Origin of the sequence: Streptomyces sp. Ru62, assembly GCF_002920615.1 — a bacterium.
Taxonomy (GTDB): Bacteria; Actinomycetota; Actinomycetes; order Streptomycetales; family Streptomycetaceae; genus Streptomyces.
Genome location: NZ_PQSU01000001.1, coordinates 74,279 through 89,966, shown reverse-complemented (window position 1 = coordinate 89,966; position 15,688 = coordinate 74,279). Strand labels below are relative to the sequence as shown.

Annotated in this window: 19 protein-coding genes and 1 pseudogene; 11 read left to right on the top strand and 9 right to left on the bottom strand. The window is 67.4% G+C overall.

Going from position 1 to position 15,688, the window contains the following annotated elements; all coding sequences use genetic code 11:
* The first annotated feature begins 103 nt into the window (after positions 1-103).
* The gene (locus C3492_RS00475) at positions 104-469 is read left to right on the top strand and encodes a hypothetical protein (protein ID WP_258055412.1); all 366 of its coding nucleotides are present in this window, start codon (positions 104-106) and stop codon (positions 467-469) included.
* 22 nt (positions 470-491) lie between these two features.
* Here the strand turns inward: C3492_RS00475 and C3492_RS00470 are convergent, their stop codons facing one another.
* Positions 492-1,280, bottom strand: coding sequence for a GntR family transcriptional regulator (locus C3492_RS00470; protein ID WP_028421051.1), 789 nt, complete (start codon positions 1,278-1,280; stop codon positions 492-494).
* Positions 1,281-1,389: 109 nt separating this feature from the next.
* On the opposite strand from C3492_RS00470, the gene C3492_RS00465 reads away from it, so the two are divergent.
* From C3492_RS00465 to C3492_RS00455, 3 genes are read left to right on the top strand one after another with little or no spacing between them, the layout of a single operon-like run.
* A complete protein-coding gene (locus C3492_RS00465; protein ID WP_103809700.1) occupies positions 1,390-1,797 on the top strand; it encodes an NUDIX hydrolase in 408 nt (135 codons plus the stop codon).
* A 46-nt stretch (positions 1,798-1,843) separates the two neighbouring features.
* On the top strand, positions 1,844-2,272 hold the full coding sequence (locus tag C3492_RS00460) for an ATP-binding protein (protein ID WP_103809699.1): 429 nt from the start codon (positions 1,844-1,846) through the stop codon (positions 2,270-2,272).
* Positions 2,266-2,646, top strand: a complete 381-nt coding sequence (locus tag C3492_RS00455; protein WP_103809698.1) for a hypothetical protein — start codon at positions 2,266-2,268, stop codon at positions 2,644-2,646. The genes C3492_RS00460 and C3492_RS00455 overlap by 7 nt, the downstream gene beginning before the upstream one ends.
* Before the next feature lie 506 nt (positions 2,647-3,152).
* On the opposite strand, the gene C3492_RS44065 is transcribed toward C3492_RS00455, so the two are convergent.
* On the bottom strand, positions 3,153-3,881 hold the full coding sequence (locus tag C3492_RS44065) for a hypothetical protein (RefSeq protein WP_146075636.1): 729 nt from the start codon (positions 3,879-3,881) through the stop codon (positions 3,153-3,155).
* A gap of 1,672 nt (positions 3,882-5,553) precedes the next feature.
* Between C3492_RS44065 and C3492_RS00450 the strand changes: the two genes are divergently transcribed.
* Entirely contained in the window at positions 5,554-6,435 is an 882-nt protein-coding gene (locus C3492_RS00450) for a DUF4365 domain-containing protein (protein ID WP_219822049.1), read from the top strand.
* Between the two features lie 438 nt (positions 6,436-6,873).
* Here the strand turns inward: C3492_RS00450 and C3492_RS00440 are convergent, their stop codons facing one another.
* Positions 6,874-7,521: a hypothetical protein gene (locus C3492_RS00440; RefSeq protein WP_146075635.1), complete on the bottom strand. Its 648-nt coding sequence runs from the start codon at positions 7,519-7,521 to the stop codon at positions 6,874-6,876.
* A gap of 578 nt (positions 7,522-8,099) precedes the next feature.
* Here C3492_RS00440 and C3492_RS00435 point away from each other — a divergent pair.
* Both C3492_RS00435 and C3492_RS45285 read left to right on the top strand, forming a co-directional pair.
* On the top strand, positions 8,100-8,471 hold the full coding sequence (locus C3492_RS00435; RefSeq protein WP_258055411.1) for a GIY-YIG nuclease family protein: 372 nt from the start codon (positions 8,100-8,102) through the stop codon (positions 8,469-8,471).
* Positions 8,472-8,887: 416 nt separating this feature from the next.
* Positions 8,888-9,115: pseudogene (locus tag C3492_RS45285) on the top strand (hypothetical protein); the annotation flags it as partial.
* Here C3492_RS45285 and C3492_RS00425 read toward each other — a convergent pair.
* Positions 9,006-9,344 carry a hypothetical protein gene (locus C3492_RS00425; RefSeq protein WP_258055443.1) on the bottom strand — a complete coding sequence of 113 codons (339 nt, stop codon included), beginning with the start codon at positions 9,342-9,344 and terminating at the stop codon, positions 9,006-9,008. The pseudogene C3492_RS45285 and the gene C3492_RS00425 overlap by 110 nt on opposite strands.
* Positions 9,345-9,683: 339 nt before the next feature.
* Positions 9,684-9,884 carry a hypothetical protein gene (locus C3492_RS00420; RefSeq protein ID WP_103809693.1) on the bottom strand — a complete coding sequence of 67 codons (201 nt, stop codon included), beginning with the start codon at positions 9,882-9,884 and terminating at the stop codon, positions 9,684-9,686.
* Positions 9,885-10,240: 356 nt separating this feature from the next.
* On the opposite strand from C3492_RS00420, the gene C3492_RS00415 reads away from it, so the two are divergent.
* Positions 10,241-10,561, top strand: a complete 321-nt coding sequence (locus C3492_RS00415; protein WP_103809692.1) for a GYD domain-containing protein — start codon at positions 10,241-10,243, stop codon at positions 10,559-10,561.
* Between the two features lie 99 nt (positions 10,562-10,660).
* Complete coding sequence (locus C3492_RS44415) at positions 10,661-10,834, top strand: hypothetical protein (RefSeq protein WP_181140118.1); 174 nt, start codon at positions 10,661-10,663, stop codon at positions 10,832-10,834.
* A gap of 153 nt (positions 10,835-10,987) precedes the next feature.
* Here C3492_RS44415 and C3492_RS45280 read toward each other — a convergent pair whose 3' ends face one another.
* Together C3492_RS45280 and C3492_RS00405 are read right to left on the bottom strand one after the other, a co-directional pair.
* Complete coding sequence (locus tag C3492_RS45280) at positions 10,988-11,422, bottom strand: hypothetical protein (protein WP_258055410.1); 435 nt, start codon at positions 11,420-11,422, stop codon at positions 10,988-10,990.
* 83 nt (positions 11,423-11,505) lie between these two features.
* Positions 11,506-11,877, bottom strand: a complete 372-nt coding sequence (locus C3492_RS00405; RefSeq protein WP_103809691.1) for a hypothetical protein — start codon at positions 11,875-11,877, stop codon at positions 11,506-11,508.
* 309 nt (positions 11,878-12,186) lie between these two features.
* Here C3492_RS00405 and C3492_RS00400 point away from each other — a divergent pair, with 309 nt between their 5' ends.
* The gene (locus C3492_RS00400; protein ID WP_103809690.1) at positions 12,187-12,660 is read left to right on the top strand and encodes a carboxymuconolactone decarboxylase family protein; all 474 of its coding nucleotides are present in this window, start codon (positions 12,187-12,189) and stop codon (positions 12,658-12,660) included.
* Positions 12,661-12,672: 12 nt separating this feature from the next.
* On the opposite strand, the gene C3492_RS00395 is transcribed toward C3492_RS00400, so the two are convergent.
* Positions 12,673-13,098, bottom strand: coding sequence for a DUF2000 domain-containing protein (locus C3492_RS00395; protein WP_258055409.1), 426 nt, complete (start codon positions 13,096-13,098; stop codon positions 12,673-12,675).
* A 49-nt stretch (positions 13,099-13,147) separates the two neighbouring features.
* Between C3492_RS00395 and C3492_RS00390 the strand changes: the two genes are divergently transcribed.
* The gene (locus C3492_RS00390; RefSeq protein WP_103809689.1) at positions 13,148-13,945 is read left to right on the top strand and encodes an AraC family transcriptional regulator; all 798 of its coding nucleotides are present in this window, start codon (positions 13,148-13,150) and stop codon (positions 13,943-13,945) included.
* Here C3492_RS00390 and C3492_RS00385 read toward each other — a convergent pair.
* Complete coding sequence (locus C3492_RS00385; protein ID WP_181140116.1) at positions 13,924-15,573, bottom strand: glycosyl hydrolase family 28-related protein; 1,650 nt, start codon at positions 15,571-15,573, stop codon at positions 13,924-13,926. The genes C3492_RS00390 and C3492_RS00385 overlap by 22 nt on opposite strands.
* Positions 15,574-15,688 lie beyond the last annotated feature (115 nt).

The window sequence follows — 15,688 nt, the reverse complement described above, 5'->3', positions numbered from 1 at the left end:
CACACAACTTGCCCACTCGTCTATACGAGTAAGCGTGTTGGGGTGTACGAGTTCGGAGAAGCGGCCTACGCCCGATGTCAGACCCACCCGCCAGAATCCACCCATGCTGATAGCGACCAACGGCCGTGGATCCGAGCTGAAGCGCCCCACGAAGCCGGCAGTAGGAACCATGCTCGCCAACCTGAGACGCGGCAACGAGTACTTGATCCTTGAGCGCCGGGACGAGGAGCGGGAGGGCGACTGGTACATCCAGGTCTGGTTCCGCGACAACAACACCTACCAGCTGGAGTACCGCGACGGTGTCCCGGCGGAGCACTACCAGACCCGAACGGTGTCGCAGGAGAAGGTGTTGCAGGCTCTCCTCGGCTGGATGCTCGACAAGCCGGACTGGCGAGAGGGCTTCATGTGGACCAACATCGGCCACATGTTCGCGCCGGCCGCCGACGGCGAGGACGAGCCGACCGCCTAGAGCTGTGCCGTCGCCCATCTGATCACGTGGCGGGAAGCTGGTACGACAGGACGTACGCGTCCGCCGCCATCACGGTGTCGCAGACCTCGACGGCGCGGCCCTCGGTGTCAAAGGCCGTCCGGATGAGGTGGATGACAGGGACGCCGGCGGCCAGCCGGAGCGTCTTGACCTCTGCGGGCGAGGGCATCCGGGCGCGGATCTCTTCTTCGAAGTGGTCGAGGCGGTGGCCCAGCTCTTCCAGGCGGGCGTAGATGCCGCCGGGGCCGGGGTTGGGTTCGGCGATGGGGGTTCCGCGGGCGATGTCGAGTGGAAGGTAGGAGGTGGCGAACTCGACGGGCCGTCCGTCGAGCAGGTACCGGCGCCGACGAGCCAGCACACGCCGCACGGACCCCAGCCGGGCGGAGACGTCCTGACTGGCCTTCTCCTCCTTGACCTCCAGGCTGTCCACTTGGGGGTGACTGCCGGCCGCGTCGGCCTCCACGATGAACGCGGACTTGCCCTGCTCCCTGTGCCGGCGGGCGAAACGGTCTGAGGCGAGGCGCCTGACGGGCGGGCGTGGTCGTACGAAGACTCCCCTGCCGTGTTCGGCGTGCACCAGGCCCTCACCCTGGAGGATGGAGAAGGCGTTGCGGACCGTCATCCGGGACACCCCGAAGTGGTCGACAAGGTCGGCTTCGGAGGGCAGCTTCTCGCCCTCGCGGAATCGCCCACGGTCGATGGCCTCGCGCAACTGGTCGGCGATCTGCCGGAAGACCGCACGATCGCTCGTGGGGTCGAGATCACCGAGGAGGCCCGAAGGGAGAGGGCTCACGTGAGTACTCCTTTAGGTATCTAGACGAGTGGGCGAGTGTTGTTGCTACGGTGGAGAGCCTAGTCAGCCGAGAGGGCCGAGGAACGTGAGCACTGAACGCCCGCACTCCGTGAGCGTCGCAGGGGTCGTCGTGGACGACCAGGGCCGGGCCCTCCTGATCCAGCGCCGGGACAACGGCCACTGGGAGCCGCCGGGCGGTGTCCTCGAACGCGAGGAGACCATCCCGGAAGCCCTCCAGCGCGAAGTCCTCGAAGAGACCGGCATCAAGATCGCCCTTCCCGCGACCCTGACCGGCGTCTACAAGAACATGACGGGCCTCATCGTCTCGCTGGTCTTCCGCTGTGAAGCCGCCGATGGTGTGCCCACCACCGGTGACGAGACCCGCGCACTGCGCTGGGCCACCCGCGAAGAGGTCACCGAGCTTGCCGACGAGGCATACGCGATCCGCGTCCTGGACGCACTCGATGCCATGACCCCGCCGGCGATCCGCGCCCACGACGGCGTGAAACTCGTCTAGCCCGAACCCGCTGCACATGGCGGCCTACCAGCACGAAGGAACTTGTATGCACGAGTATACGAGTACAGCCCGGGTCTGGGGACTGAGTTGCCCAGGATTCCCCGAAGAAGTGAGCCGGGCCCGCCGCTGGACCCGCGACATCCTGCGCGGCTCCCCCTTAGCCGAAGACGCCGAACTGATCGTGAGCGAGCTGAGCGCGAACGCGATCCTCCACACGGCCAGCGGCCGGGAGTACGGCAGCTTCCACCTGGCGGTCGCCGTCTCCGCTCAGGTGGTCGCGGTGTCCGTCACGGACGACGGCGGCACGGCCACGGCCCCGAAGGTCGAGCGCCAGGACCAGGACGCCGAACACGGCCGAGGACTGGGCATGGTCAGTGCCATCGCCCACCGGGTCGTCGTGCACGACACCGACCAGGGCCACACGGTCACCGCGGAGCTGTACGCGGACGCCCGCCAAGGGGGCCACCCATGCTGAAGCCGCAGCAGTGGGGCTACTGGTGTGAGTGCTGGACGGAGGACCTGACCGAGCAGCGGGGGCCGGCACTGCTGGGGTCGTTCGACGCCTACTCGGCACCTCAGGCAGACCGTTGGGTAGCGGTCGCACTCCGCACGATCTCACCGGCCCTGGACGCTGACGCCTCCGACGAGGCTTGGGAGTGGCTGTACGAGGGCCGCATCGAAACCCGCCGAGCCCTGTTGCGTGCCGAGCCGTGCACAGTGTCAGTGACCCACGCCCAGACCCGCATCACCTGGACGATCCGACCAGTGCTCTTCCTGCCGTTCGCGCACCGCCAGGCGGCCAAACTCCCATCGTGCGCATACGACTTCAAGCCCCGCCCGGCAGACTGAGTTACAACTTTCTCTACTGGTTCAAGGCGGCTCGCTCCGCTCCCCGCGCGCGGCCCGGCCCCCGGCCGGGCCTGCGCTCCTGTCTCCGCCCCGCTCCAGCCCGGCCGGCGCCCGCACCGCGTACGTGGCAGCGAACCTAAGGCCCCAGGGCGAGTGCTACCGAGAGCGGCCATGGGTCAGAACGATGCCTCCGGCGGGGGATCGGCCGGCACCGGGATGGAGGGGGCGCCGTCGCCGACTGCGGGTTCGTCATGGCGGGCGAGAGGGCTCCCATCCCGTACGCCGTCGACCCAGGCAGAGCCGAGCAGACGCGGCCCCTGGCGTCCAGGTCGTTCGTACAGTGGCGCGCTCCACCTGGACGCCAGGAACCACGCCTGCTCCACGGTGTGTGGGTCGACGGCGTACGGGATGGGAGCTGGGGTGTGGTGGGCAAGGGTCGAGGTAAGCGTCGGCCCATGCAGCAAAGCGCCACTGGGCCGAATGATTAATCAGCCCTTTCGCTCATCTCAAGGAGAGGGTGACGGCTCCTCCTCCAACAGTGTCAACAAACGCTGACCGAGGCCCGACAGTGCATACGGCCGGTAGGTTCCCCCATAAATCACGCCGTGGAGGGCGCTTTCGATCAGTCCCAGCGAAAGAAGCCTCTGAAGGATTGCATGCCCGCCTAGTTCCAGACCTGGGTCGATCTTGCACACATCCTGCAACAACATGCCGTACTTCACTCCATCCACGGGGCGCTCAGGAGGCTGAGGCAAGGGTGTCGCTGACGAGATGACATGCATGAACCTGATATGAGGAGGATCTATCTCCTCGATAGCTTTTTGTAGCAGTTCCCACACGTCGAGTCGTGCTGGCGCCGGGTCCGCTACCGCCGCCGCCAGCGCACGAGCGAGTGCGTGCCGCTTCTGAGTGAGTGAGATGTCTTGCGCCGCGCCCACTACTCTGCCTGCGAACTCGAGTAGTCGTTCATCGGCCAGGAGCCGTTCTTGCAGCTCACTTGCCTCGATGCCCAAGACGCGGGTGACCTCATTCACCAGCTGAGCACTTCGGTCGGCACGGTATGCCGCCACCCGATCTGCGACCAGGCCAAAGCTAGTAGCCAAGGCGGGGCCAGCGGCGGCCCCGATGAGCGCCCCTCCAGGGCCACCGGCCGCAGTACCTGCCGTTGTTCCGGCCACGGCAGCAGCTATCTGTTGCAGGCCGCTGATGATCTGACCTTCTGTCCGCTTCTTCACGGCATCGACTGTAAGCACTTGCGTGGTGGCGCGTTCCCTCTTTCCGCCTCGCTTTACAGAAAAGATATGTAGCAGTTGATGTTAGCTACCCAGTCCCTTTCTGTGCCTCTTCAGCGGCCCGTGCTCGTTCAGCTTGTCGAGCCACTCTTTGTCTTGCCGATAGGTCTCTCACCTGCAAGGAGTCGAGGATCACCTCTAGGGTCATTATCCCGGGAATCATATAACCCATGAGGTAATTATTAATCGCGTACGCGGGAATGCCTGTACGATTGCTCACGTCTTTCCAGTAAAAGGGGCTGTCGTTAAGTATTGACTGAAGCATTTCGGCTAGGCGTGTGGCCTGTGGGGTAAGTGGAGGTTGCTGTATGTCGTCCCATGCGCGCCGTTCGTAAAACTCCCTGTGGCGAGCTTCCCATTGCGGGAGCGATTCCACTCCTGCCCAGGCTGAGACGAGAGCCCTCAGTGTTTGAGGCGTGCAATTCCGCTTACCGGCCAAAACTCCATAAATGGTGGCCCGGGAAATTTGGTAAGCATTTGAAATTTCCGCCACACTCGGTGAATTGGATGCCGCGCCACGCAGTTGGCGAAGCTCCAGCGCGAACGCTTGCGTCGGGCCGGTGTTCGGGTTGGCTGGCTGAGGCCGTGCAGGCATGGTCTGGTCCCCCCTTCGATGTCTCATGATGTCTCATGAGAGTCCTTACTTCGAGAAGGGTCGGGCCTGGACGCTGAGACGCGAAAGGGAACGCCCGCTGCTCTAGGTTCCGAGGCCAGCGAGCAGCGGGCGAACGGGCGCCGACAAGGGACACCCAGGATGAGCATTCCACGCCTGCACGAGACGGCAAGCCGTGACGAGGAACCGCAGGGCTCCTCACTGCGCAGAGAGATCAAGGTGCCTATGCCATCCGCGCGCGGAGTGCCAACTTGCACTGCCGTGCTGGGTGCCAGCTCGCTCGCTGGCGCCCTCCTTCACGGAGACATCGCTGCAGAGTCGAGAGCGGTTTGGCCTTTGGTGGTCCTTGTGATCGCCTGCATGGGTTACGACCTCGGACTACGGGCCCTGCGCCGTAGAAGGCAGTGAACGGTCTGGCTGGCAAGGGAAGGTCATGGCCCAGCATCAATGGGTACATCGGACGCCGTCGCGCTGGGCGACCACTCTGTCAAGGTAGAGACAATCGGCTGACACCAACGGCTGACACCAACAGCGGCGAACTGGGCCGGACGAGAGCGGCCCGCGGTGGTCATCACACCCTCGCGGAGCCAGCATCCCTCCGACCTCCAAGGAGTCAGTGATCGACCTGATAAGGATGAGGCCAGGCTTCAAGGCCTTGACCTCGTACGGGCGCCGTCCTCACTGCGGGGCGGCGCCTTCGCCTTGGCTAGGTCATCGAGACTCCACTAGGCCGCGCTGTGATGTGCCCCGCGTGAACGCGTGACCCTTTCCGCGGAGCGCCTGTCAGTGAGGGGCTCTACGTTTCTTCCCGTGCCTGAAGACCGTCCTGCAATTCCCGCCGAGCTGCGGCGGCGTGTCCTGGTCAAGGCTGGGCACCGCTGCGCGATCCCGACCTGTCGCCGGCACCCAGTCGAAGGCCAAGACGCCTTGGTCGTTCTCCCAACGAGTGTCAGTGGGGGATGGCACGCTGGCAGACATCAACGCGCGGAAGAGGAGGGGGCATTGACGAAGATTCCCAAGGGGCGACGGATGGAGCAGGCGGCCGTGAACGCCTTGCGTTCGCTCTTCCAGAGTTATGACCACGTGGTGGAGGAGATCTCGGGGCAGAACGACTACGGCGAGGACCTGTTCGTCACTTTCACCAACGCCGGCCGCGTCACCAACGACGTCATCAAGGTTCAGGTCAAGGGCGGTGCCTCATGGCGAAGATCCTACGGCTACGCCGTACCAGTACGACAGCATGGCGACACCTGGTCGAACGGGAACGTACCCGTGTTCTGCGTTGTCTTCGATCCAGGCACGGAGCAGTTGTACTGGGCGAACGCCACCGAACAACTTCGTCGTGGGGTGCGAGAGGGTCGTCAGGTACGCACCGTGAAGGTGCCTGCCACAGCGGTTCTGGACGACACAACCCTGACACTTTTCGTAGATACGGCCCGCGCGTACGTGGGCGGGTACCGGGGCCGAAACGCCGTCTTGGCGCACCTCGGTGAGATGGCTGGGGTGGTCTTCAGTCCTTCTGATCATGTCCTCCACTGGGTCAACGAGTACGAGGAGCAGTTGATCTTCTGGCAACGCCCTGGAGAGTCGCACGCGACCCTTCTCCACAGCGACCTCGACTGGGATCCCGTCCCGATCACCCCCGGCAAACTGCTCATCCCGGGTGGCTCGCCTCCGGGGCTCAAGTTCGGCGAGGACTTCCCCGAGGATCTCCGACGGATGGCCCCCTTCCCGGTGGTCGGTGGGATCATCCTCAACATGCCCGAGGCCCTGTGGCTAGCCTCCTGTTTCTCCGCCACAGAGTGGGCGCGACGAGAAGCGGAGTCGGGAGCGAGTTTCCCGACCGGCACGGGCATAGATGAATCAGGCACGGTCGCTCCGTGAGCCACAAGCGAGCGAGTCGACCGTGGCGGCAGGGCGGCAGGGTTGGCCTCGCTGAGTGTCTAACTGCGTGACAACGCCGATGTACACCGGCGGACGAGCACGGACGCTCACGGACCATCAACGCAGGTGAGTCGCACGCCACCCCTAGGCAAAACGTCTGCACAAATTGCTTCGGGACGAAGCGGTCGCTCCGTTAGGGTGCGCCGCATGACCGACGACGCCCCGGCGTGTCCCGAGTGCAGTCAGCCCATGCAGTCCGGCGGCATCGTCCTCTCCACGCGGGAGGACGATGGCCGGCGGATGTGTCGGACGCTATGGAGGTGTGCTGGTCGCCATGTCTGGTGGCGTTGGGCCGATCGGCCGGATGAGCCTTTGGAGGCCTGTCCGGTGCCGGAGCTGTTCCGCTGACATCCAACGATGATGCGGCAGGCGGTACGCCTACTCGAAAGTCGGAGCGGCTGCCACCAGCATGCTGCTGATCGAGCCTGTGCCGGCGGCGGCGCTCGTGGGATCAATGCTCGATTCCTCCGCGACCGTCGTGGCCCAGCAATCCCCCCAAGTGGCTGCCCAGTCGCCGGCCAGGTCGCTGTCGGGATCGAGATCCTCGGGCTTGCCCGTGATCCCGTAGGCATCGAGGAGTCGTCGCTCCACGCCGAACGGTTCGCCCATGGCGAGCTCCGGGTACTCACTGATCCAGCGCCTGAGAATCCGTCCGCCTTCGGCGATCAGCCACGCCTCTCCGTCGTTCTGTTCACTGTGGAAGAAGAGTTGGGCCTTACCGAAGACGGCGCTCAAATCTCGGCACAGGTTGGTGACGTGCGCCGTCTGCTGTGTATGCGGCAGGCCGAAGTACGGTCCGACGACCAGGGTCCATCCCTGCATGGGCGGCGTGACTACAACGGTGGAGAACGGCTCCTCCCCGTCGTGCGCCACCTCGTCGATGAGTGCCACACCCTCGGCCCAGCTCGTCTCCTGTACCTCCGTCAAGCCGAGGGCCTTCACTACCTCCGCCTGATCGACAGTCTCGATCGCGAGCCATGAAAGCCAGCAGGCGCGTATGAGCGGTGCGGCATCAGATGTCCCCATGGCCCGCATCGTAGAGGCGTAGGCGTTCGCCGACCTGAGGCCGTCGCTGGGCATCTGCGGTGGTTGCTGTACAGCAGCGGAGTACAGCAACCACCGCAACCGCAACCGACCGCCAAAGGCCGTCGAAGACCCCACGAGCTGCGTGCTGGACCGCAATGGCCGTCCAGCCGATAGTTCGGGACGAAGGGGTCGTGCCAGCTCCTACGGGGAACCAGGGGGAACAGCGGGGAAGCAATGGAGCCGGCCATCACGTCGACACCCTTCCACTGCAGGTCAGCCACGCAACGAGCCCTAGATCACCTTAGCTTCCCAAGCTGATGTCGCGTGGCTACGTAGGCGAGGCATCTTCTGTGAGCGTCGACCAGTAGCCTGCGGCGATCAGCCGTGACACGCCTGGAGGGTTCGTGGAAGTTACCGGTCTCGTCAGTCCAGATCGGTTGTGGTCGGCGCGGGAAGTTCTGATGCGCCCGAGCCCTGTCCCGGCGGCGGCAGGGGTCTACGGGTGGCACTTCGAGCAGCCGCCCCACCCGGGCCTGGACGCTGGGCGTCTGCTCTACGTCGGGATAGCCCCGCGGTACATGGCGAACCGGACCAGCACGCAGAACCTGCGCAAACGGGTGCGCTACCACTACCGGGGCAACGCGGCCGGCTCGACGCTGCGGCTCACTCTCGGATGTCTGCTCGGTCTTGAACTACGCCGCGTAGGCAGCGGCAAGCGGATGACCTTCGGCAGAGCCGGCGAAACCATCCTGAGCCAGTGGATGGCGGACAACGCGCGAGTGTGCTGGATCGAGCGAAGCGAACCGTGGGACCTGGAGTCACAGCTCATCTCTCAACTCGATCTCCCGCTGAACCTTGACCAGAACCGCCACAACCCGTTCCACAGCCGCTTGAAGGAGCTACGGGCCCAAGCACGCCAACGAGCCAGGGAGTTGCCTGTCAGCTCGTAGGCCGCCGAACGGGCCGCCGGTCCGTTGTCTGGGCCGTCCCTGGGCCGTCCGAGGCCGCTCAACAGTGGGCAATGACGACCAACGACGACCACCAGGCGCGCGAGCCCACGGGCCCTGACCAGCAAAAACCCAGCTCACCAAGATCTCCGGCAAGACCCAGGGCAAGAAGAAGTAACTCCGCATCATCAGGCCCCCGACCCGCGAAATCCTCGCGGAGCGGGGGCTTTTTGATGGGGGTTGCCCAGGATTTCCCCGGAGAAGTGAGCCGGGCCCGCCGCTGGACCCGTGACATCCTGCGCGGCTCCCCTTTGACCTCCACACCGCCAGCGGCCCGGGAGTACGGCAGCTCGCACCCGGCGGTCGCCGTTGTCTCCGCTCAGTGGTCGCCGGGCAGGCAGGGGCGACCGCCGACCGGGAGGTCGTCAAGGTACAGCGACGGGGGACGGCCCGTGGAGACGGCGGACATCGCGGTGCCCGCCGCCCACTGCGAGATCGTCCACGAGATTCCGAGGACAGAATGGAAGGTCAACTCACTCACTGACCGCCCCTGGTCTCGATATGGATCCGCGTCAACGCAAACAGGATCAGGAGGTCGAGTGTCATCACGGGGATGGCCCACAACGGGTAGTACGGAACGAACATGAACTGGGTGATCAGGCTGATCGCCGCCACTGCCCCACCGGCCCCGCGACCCCAGCTCTGGCCTGACAGAACGCCCAGGCCGGCGACGACGAGTGCCACTCCGATCACAAGGTGGATCCAGCCCCAAGCCGTCAGGTCGAACCGGTAGGCGTACCGGGACGCGGCGAACAAGGTGTCATGCGCGATTCCAGCCGCGCCCATCAGAATGCTGGCGGGCCCGCTGAGCAGCATCAAGACCCCAGCGAAGTTGGAGGCGTCATCGACCGTTTCCCTGCCGTCGGGCCCTCCGCGTCCGCGCTGTGTCCTGGTCGGCACCGTTGTCATGGCAGCAGCCTTCCTGTGCAGCGCAATCGCTTCCCCGTTTTCATGATGGATCTTCCTGGGACGCCCCGCCTCCCGGGCGACCCGCACGGCCGACGTCCGCGAGAACCAGGGGGCTACTTGAGTGGTGCCCCGTTCCGCAGCAAGACGAGCGCCGCAAGAAGTGAGCCGGAGTCGCAGGGTGAGTGTCTGTGCGCGGAAGCGCCCCGCGCCGCGTGGCTGCGGGGCGCCTGGGGGCGCCTGGGGGGGTCAGTCGATCTTCTCCCCGTCGTGCGTGCCGCCCTTGCAGAGGTTGTCCGTCAGGTCGGCCATTCCGCCGCCCTGCTTGCACTCGGAAGGGGTGACGTAGGAGTGGGCACCCTGTGCGATGGCGGTGGCGGCGCCTGTGAGGCCGAGTCCGGCGAGGGCTGCCGTGGCGATGACGGTGGCGAGGATTCGTCGAATGCGCATGTGGTTCGCCTTTCACGGATTGCCTCGGTTGGGGCACTAGTCAGCTTCACCTTCGCCCATGTGGGTGGCACGTCGTATTGCGCCATTCGGGTGACATTGCTGTCGGGGGTGCGGGGCAGAAGACGGGCCCGCCAGAGCCAGGGGAAGAAGGAGCAATCTTCGCCTTTCATTGCCCTCCAGGTCTCCTACCTGCGGCTTTCTCTCGGGCCGCGCGCCTGCTGCCGTAATCGGCCACTCAACGGAGAAGGAAGGACCTTCGGCTTCCGGGTGAATCAAGCCGTTCGCCGAGTGGCGTCCGATGTGGCAGCGGGTAGGCAGTCGTGCTGTCGGACAAGAAGCGGACAGGGAGCAGCCCGATGCCGAAGTTCCTCATCCAGGCCACCTACACGCCAGAGGGCACGAAGGGGCTGCTCAAGGAAGGCGCCAGCGGCCGCCGCGAAGCCGTCGACCGGGTCGTGGCCGACCTCGGCGGGACGGTCGAGGCCATGTACTTCGCCTTCGGGGAGGACGACCTCGTGTGCATCATCGACCTCCCCGACCCGGCGTCGATGGCCGCCGCCAGCCTCACCGTCAAGGCCAGCGGCGCCCTCCGCACCCGGGCCACTCCCCTCCTCACACTCGAAGAGATCGACGAGGCCGCCCGCCGCCAGGTTCCCTTCCGGGCTCCCGGCGCGTGAGCCGGACACGGCCTGGCGGGAGGTCGTGCACCGAGGGCGCACGGAGACATGCCTCCTCGCCCTGAAGGGCACTCGGTCAGTGAGCGTGGAGGTCCTGAGATGAGTGCCGGAGACAAGGCCAAGGCAAAGGCCGAACAGGTTGTGGGAAAGGCCGTGCGAACGCTGGCTCACGCGGTGCACAAGGATGATCTCGCGGTGAAGGGTGCCGCCCTCGAAGCGCGGGGCAGGATGCGGGGTGCGAAGGAGGGGGCCAAGGGGGCCTTCAAACACTGAGAACGCCACCACCTCCCAGGGTGGTCCCGTGGCGGTGGCCGGGCTGTGCGGTGGCCGGACCCGAGGTGTCATCCGACCAAGCCGCGCAGCAGCGCCGAGCGCACGGTGGGCGCATCGCAGATGCCGCCCGCTGATCGAGTGGCCGTCCGCTGATCAAGCCGGAATCCAGTCGGGCCACCCCGGCGGCACGTTGTTCGCGGGGCAGAGGCCCGAGTCGCCGGGGTAGTCGGCCAGCGTTCCCCGGGCAGCGAAGAACCACCAGGCCAGGCACACCGTCGTGACGATCACCAGCACGGTCGGCAGTGCGGCGCGGATCGCCCTCGGCGCGGCCGGTGCCAGTCGTCGGCCGGCGGCCCGTGCCAGAAGCGCCACCACCGCGCCCGCTCCGGGGACCACGGGGAGCAGGACGTTGAGTTCCAGGCGTCCGCCGGCGTCGTATCCCGCGTCGCAGTACGCGCGGGCCCAGACGGTCAGGGCCCAGGCGGCGCAGCCCATGGCGGCCCCGAACAGGGCGGAGGCCGCCCAGGGGAGGCAGGAGGCGGAGCTCCGGTCGGCTGGGTTCGCGACGCCCGGCTTGGCTGTGTTCACGTCATGACATGACAGCGAGCGCACCCGGCGCGGTTGCGCCGCGCCGGGTGCGTGTCCCACCGCGCACCTCGTGTCGGGTCCGGTCAGGACAGATCCGGTACGCAGCCGAACCAGTTCACCGCGTGCTCGTCCTTGGTGTAGCCCATGCATCGCATCGTCTTGTCGTGCAGGGTGCTGGTCCCGGCGATGTCCTCGTCCAGGTAGTCCGTCTTGTGGCGCGGCTGGACGAGGGTGTCGATGTCGATGACGTACCAGCGGTGTCTCTGCTCCGGGATGTCGCAGCCGTGCGCGGTGACGTTGCGGCTCGGCCCTTCACTCCATATGGGGCGCTCGGCGCGCTCGCAGTGTGCCTTTTCGGATGCGGCGGCGGTGCCGGCGCCGGTGCCGAGCAGCGCCGCGGCGCCCATGGCCACCGCCGCGGCGGCGCCCAGCAGGCGGTGCGGGGTGCGGTTCATCAAGTGGTTCTCCCTGGCGATCACAATGGCGGAACGGCGATCACGGAACGGCATGACGGGACGGCGATCACGGGACGGCGATCCCGGGACGGCGATGCCGCACCCGTGAACACCCCGTCAGCTTCTGTGATCGTCACACCCGGTCCGGCGCCCGTCCTGGCGAGCACCTCACCCGTCCCACGTCCCGGTGACCGGTGTGGTGCCAATGCAGCAGCGGGAGTGACGCGGGTCACTTTTCGGCGCGTCACATCTCCCGCTCGCCCTCCGTCAATGAGGTGCAAGCAGCCGCAACCCACTGAGGAGCACACCATGGACGCTCGGCTCAACCTCTTCGCCAGCCCCGTCGCCGGCAAGGTGTTCAAGCACTTCAACGCGGCCGGCAAGGCGATCGCGGAGTCCACGCTGCCCGCCGCCACGCAGGAGCTGGTGAAGATCCGTGCCAGCCAGATCAACGGGTGCGGGTTCTGCACCGACATGCACACCAAGGACGCCCTGGAGGCCGGGGAGAACCAGACCCGGCTGCACCTCGTCGCGGTCTGGCGTGAGGCCACCGTGTTCAGCGACGCGGAGCGGGCCGCGCTGGAGCTGGTGGAGCAGGGCACCCGGATCGCCGACGCGGCCGGCGGGGTCCCGGACGAGGTCTGGGCGAACGCCGCCAAGCACTACGACGAGGAGCAGCTCGCCGCCCTGGTGGCCCTCGTCGCCGTGATCAACGCCTACAACCGCGTCAACGTCATCGTCCGGCAGCCCGCCGGCGACTACGTGCCCGGCATGTTCGGCTGAGACGAACACCCCTCACGGGTGCATGCGCGCGCCCTTGAGGACCTTGTCCACTCCGTTCTTCGGGCCGTACACCGCCAGGCCCACCAGGTCCAGCTCGGCGGTCGGGACGGCGCGGACGGCCGCGCGGTTGTCGCGGTCGTTGCCCGTGGTGAACAGGTCCGCTGTGAACACCGCGCACGGCAGGACACGGGTCAGCGCCCTGCCGTGCGCCGCCTTCAGGGTCTCCTTGGTGCCCTCGAAGACCAGCACCGGCTGGCGGAACATGGGCAGGTACGACACGCCGTCCGCGTCCTCGTACGGGTCGCCGACCACCTCGGGGAGCGTCGGGCCCAGGCCGCTGACCAGGAACGCGGTCACGTTCAGGCGCTGCCAGGGTTCCAGGTCCTCGCGCAGCAGCACGGCGATCTTCGTGTCGAAACGGATGGGTTCAGTGTTCATGGACTGAGACTCGCGGCCGGGTCCCGGCCCCGTCTTGTACGTTTTTTGCATGACCGCCGGGCAAGAAGTGAGCGCGTGGCGTCCCCGGGTCCCGGGCGTCACCGAGGTCTTCCACGCCCGCTTCACCGAGTACGCCTATCCGATGCACGTCCACGACGCCTGGACGCTGCTCATCGTGGACGACGGGGCCGTACGGTACGACCTCGACCGGCATGAGCACGGCACGCCGCTCGACACCGTGTCGCTGCTGCCGCCGCACGTGCCGCACAACGGGTCGCCGGCCACGCCGGGGGGTTTCCGCAAGCGGGTCGTCTATCTGGACAGCAGCCGGCTCGGGGAGGAGTTCATCGGGCCGGCCGTGGACTCCCCCGACCTCCGGGACCCGGTGCTGCGGCTGCGCGTCGGGCAGTTGCACTCCGCCCTCGCGCGGCCCGGCGACGAGCTGGAGGCGGAGAGCAGGCTGACCCTCGTCGCGGAGCAGCTGCGGCACCGACTGCGGCGGCGGTCCACGGACGGGGGACGGCACGAGAGTCCCGTACTCGCCCGCCGGCTGCGGGAGTTGCTGGACGCGCGGGTCGTCGAGGGGGTCTCGCTGGAGGAGGCCGGCCGGTTGCTGCACGCCCATCCGGCGCACCTCATCCGGGCGTTCAGCGGCGCGTACGGCATCGCCCCGCACCAGTACCTGATGTCGCGGCGGGTCGGGCGGGCCCGGCGGCTGCTGCTGGACGGGGTGCCGCCGGGCGAGGCGGCCCCGGTCGCCGGGTTCTACGACCAGGCCCATCTCACCCGGCACTTCAAGAAGCTGGTCGGGGTGACCCCGGGGCGTTACCGGAGCAGGGCGCGCTGAGCCTCGTGCAGGTTGCGCGGGCGTACGGCGTCCGTGGTGCCGTACAGCTCCAGGCGGGAGTGCAGGTCGCCGGCGAAGTCGGGGACGTCGGTCTGGTCGAATTCGCGGACCTCGTTGATGCCGACGGTCGCCGAGTACGGGGCGAGGCCGTCGATCTTCACGAGGCCGGCCCGGCCGTTGGTGACCCGGATGTTCCAGTGGGTGAACCGGGCGCCGAAGAGCGGGCCGGCGCTGGCGTCCCCGCCGTGGCGGCCGTTGTTGTTCACGGTGATGTCGGTGCGGACGTTGGCGAAGGGCAGGCCGCGGTGGCTGTCGAAGGTGCCCATCCGCATGTCGCCGCGTGACCAGACGTTGTGGGAGGAGAGTCCTTCGACGTTGATGCCGTGCAGTTGGGTGTTCGCGGGGGCGGGGACCGTGCGCTCCTCGATGGTGAAGTCCTCGACCAGGTTGTCGTGGGAGCCCTCCCGGCAGAAGTAGGGGTGGTGCGAGCCCCGGCCGGCGACCCGGGTGCGGCGCAGGGTGCAGGCGGAGGCGGCGACCAGGCCGAAGCCGTTGTCGACGTGGCGGACCGTGACGTCGTCCACCCAGCAGTCGTAGGCGCACTGGAGGACGACGCCGTTGTAGCCCTTGTCGAGGAGGTGGGGGGACTGCGGGGTCTGAACCGCCTCCAGGGTCAGGCCCTCGACGCCCGAGCCGGTCAGTTCCGGCACGTGCGTGGTCAGGCGCGGGTCCCACTCCGGGCGGATGTCGAGGGGCAGGGGGCGTTCCAGGGTGACGCGCCGGCCGTGGACGCGGTGGACGCGGACGGGCCATTCGTAGGGGACGTACGACGTCAGTTTCGTCTTGTCGTCCCAGACGTACGCCGCCGGGCCGGTGCCGTCGCCCGCCATGTGCTGGAGGAGGGTGTGGGCGGCGTCGTCGGCGAGGCGCAGGAGGACGAGCCGGCCGGGGCGGAGGGCGGAGGGGTCGGCGACCGTGACCGTCCACGATCCGCGTTTCGCCGGGGCGACGGTGGTGAGGGTCGTCCACTCGTCCCGCCCGTTGCCGGTCCAGCCCTCGAAGGGCCAGGCCCGGTCCCGGATGGCGGCGGTCAGGGATTCCCAACGGGCTCTCGGCGCCAGCCAGATGAGGCCGCCCGCCCAGGACCAGGAGGACTTGTCGCCGCCGTAGCGGGAGCCGTAGACGCCGATCAGCTCGGTGAGGTTCTTCGTCGCGTACAGGGTCGTACGGCCGCTGCCGGCGCCGCGCAGGACGACGTTCGAGTCGCCGAGGCGGATGACGTCGTCGATGCGGTAGGTGCCGGGCGGGATGGTGACCGTGCCACCGCCGGCCCTTCCGGCGGCGGCGATGGCACGGTTGATCGCGGGGGCGCAGTCCGTGGTGCCGTCGGGTACGGCGCCGTACGCGGTGACGTCGGCGACGACCCGGGGGCGGGGGAAGCGGCTCGCCCCGGCCCGGCAGCCCGCCCGGCCGATGTACGGGATCTGCGGGTGGGTGAGCGGGATGCGGGTGAACTCCCGCCAGAGGGTGGGCGGTTCGGCCGCCCGCGCGGTGCCGGTCGCGGCGCCCAGGGCCACCGCGGTGGCTCCGGCGAGCAGGGCCCGTCTGGTGAGGTGCGCGTTGCTCATGTCCACCCGCCCCTATCTCTTCCTGGTTCATGCTCATGAACGATGTTCAGGAATGCGTTGGCGGTGAGCATGCCACCGTGCCCGGCGGGCGGGAAAGGGGTCGTACGGAAGAAAA

Bases quoted from the DNA above. Each gene is read 5' to 3' on its own strand.
- C3492_RS00400 (WP_103809690.1), top strand. From the start codon at position 12,187: ATGGACGCTCGGCTCAACCTCTTCGCCAGCCCCGTCGCCGGCAAGGTG.
- C3492_RS00415 (WP_103809692.1), top strand. From the start codon at position 10,241: ATGCCGAAGTTCCTCATCCAGGCCACCTACACGCCAGAGGGCACGAAG.
- C3492_RS00405 (WP_103809691.1), bottom strand. From the start codon at position 11,877: ATGAACCGCACCCCGCACCGCCTGCTGGGCGCCGCCGCGGCGGTGGCC.
- C3492_RS00425 (WP_258055443.1), bottom strand. From the start codon at position 9,344: ATGCTGCTCAGCGGGCCCGCCAGCATTCTGATGGGCGCGGCTGGAATC.
- C3492_RS00475 (WP_258055412.1), top strand. From the start codon at position 104: ATGCTGATAGCGACCAACGGCCGTGGATCCGAGCTGAAGCGCCCCACG.
- C3492_RS00390 (WP_103809689.1), top strand. From the start codon at position 13,148: ATGACCGCCGGGCAAGAAGTGAGCGCGTGGCGTCCCCGGGTCCCGGGC.
- C3492_RS00455 (WP_103809698.1), top strand. From the start codon at position 2,266: ATGCTGAAGCCGCAGCAGTGGGGCTACTGGTGTGAGTGCTGGACGGAG.
- C3492_RS00385 (WP_181140116.1), bottom strand. From the start codon at position 15,573: ATGAGCAACGCGCACCTCACCAGACGGGCCCTGCTCGCCGGAGCCACC.
- C3492_RS00460 (WP_103809699.1), top strand. From the start codon at position 1,844: ATGCACGAGTATACGAGTACAGCCCGGGTCTGGGGACTGAGTTGCCCA.
- C3492_RS00435 (WP_258055411.1), top strand. From the start codon at position 8,100: ATGGCGAACCGGACCAGCACGCAGAACCTGCGCAAACGGGTGCGCTAC.
- C3492_RS00395 (WP_258055409.1), bottom strand. From the start codon at position 13,098: ATGAACACTGAACCCATCCGTTTCGACACGAAGATCGCCGTGCTGCTG.
- C3492_RS44415 (WP_181140118.1), top strand. From the start codon at position 10,661: ATGAGTGCCGGAGACAAGGCCAAGGCAAAGGCCGAACAGGTTGTGGGA.
- C3492_RS00420 (WP_103809693.1), bottom strand. From the start codon at position 9,884: ATGCGCATTCGACGAATCCTCGCCACCGTCATCGCCACGGCAGCCCTC.
- C3492_RS00440 (WP_146075635.1), bottom strand. From the start codon at position 7,521: ATGGGGACATCTGATGCCGCACCGCTCATACGCGCCTGCTGGCTTTCA.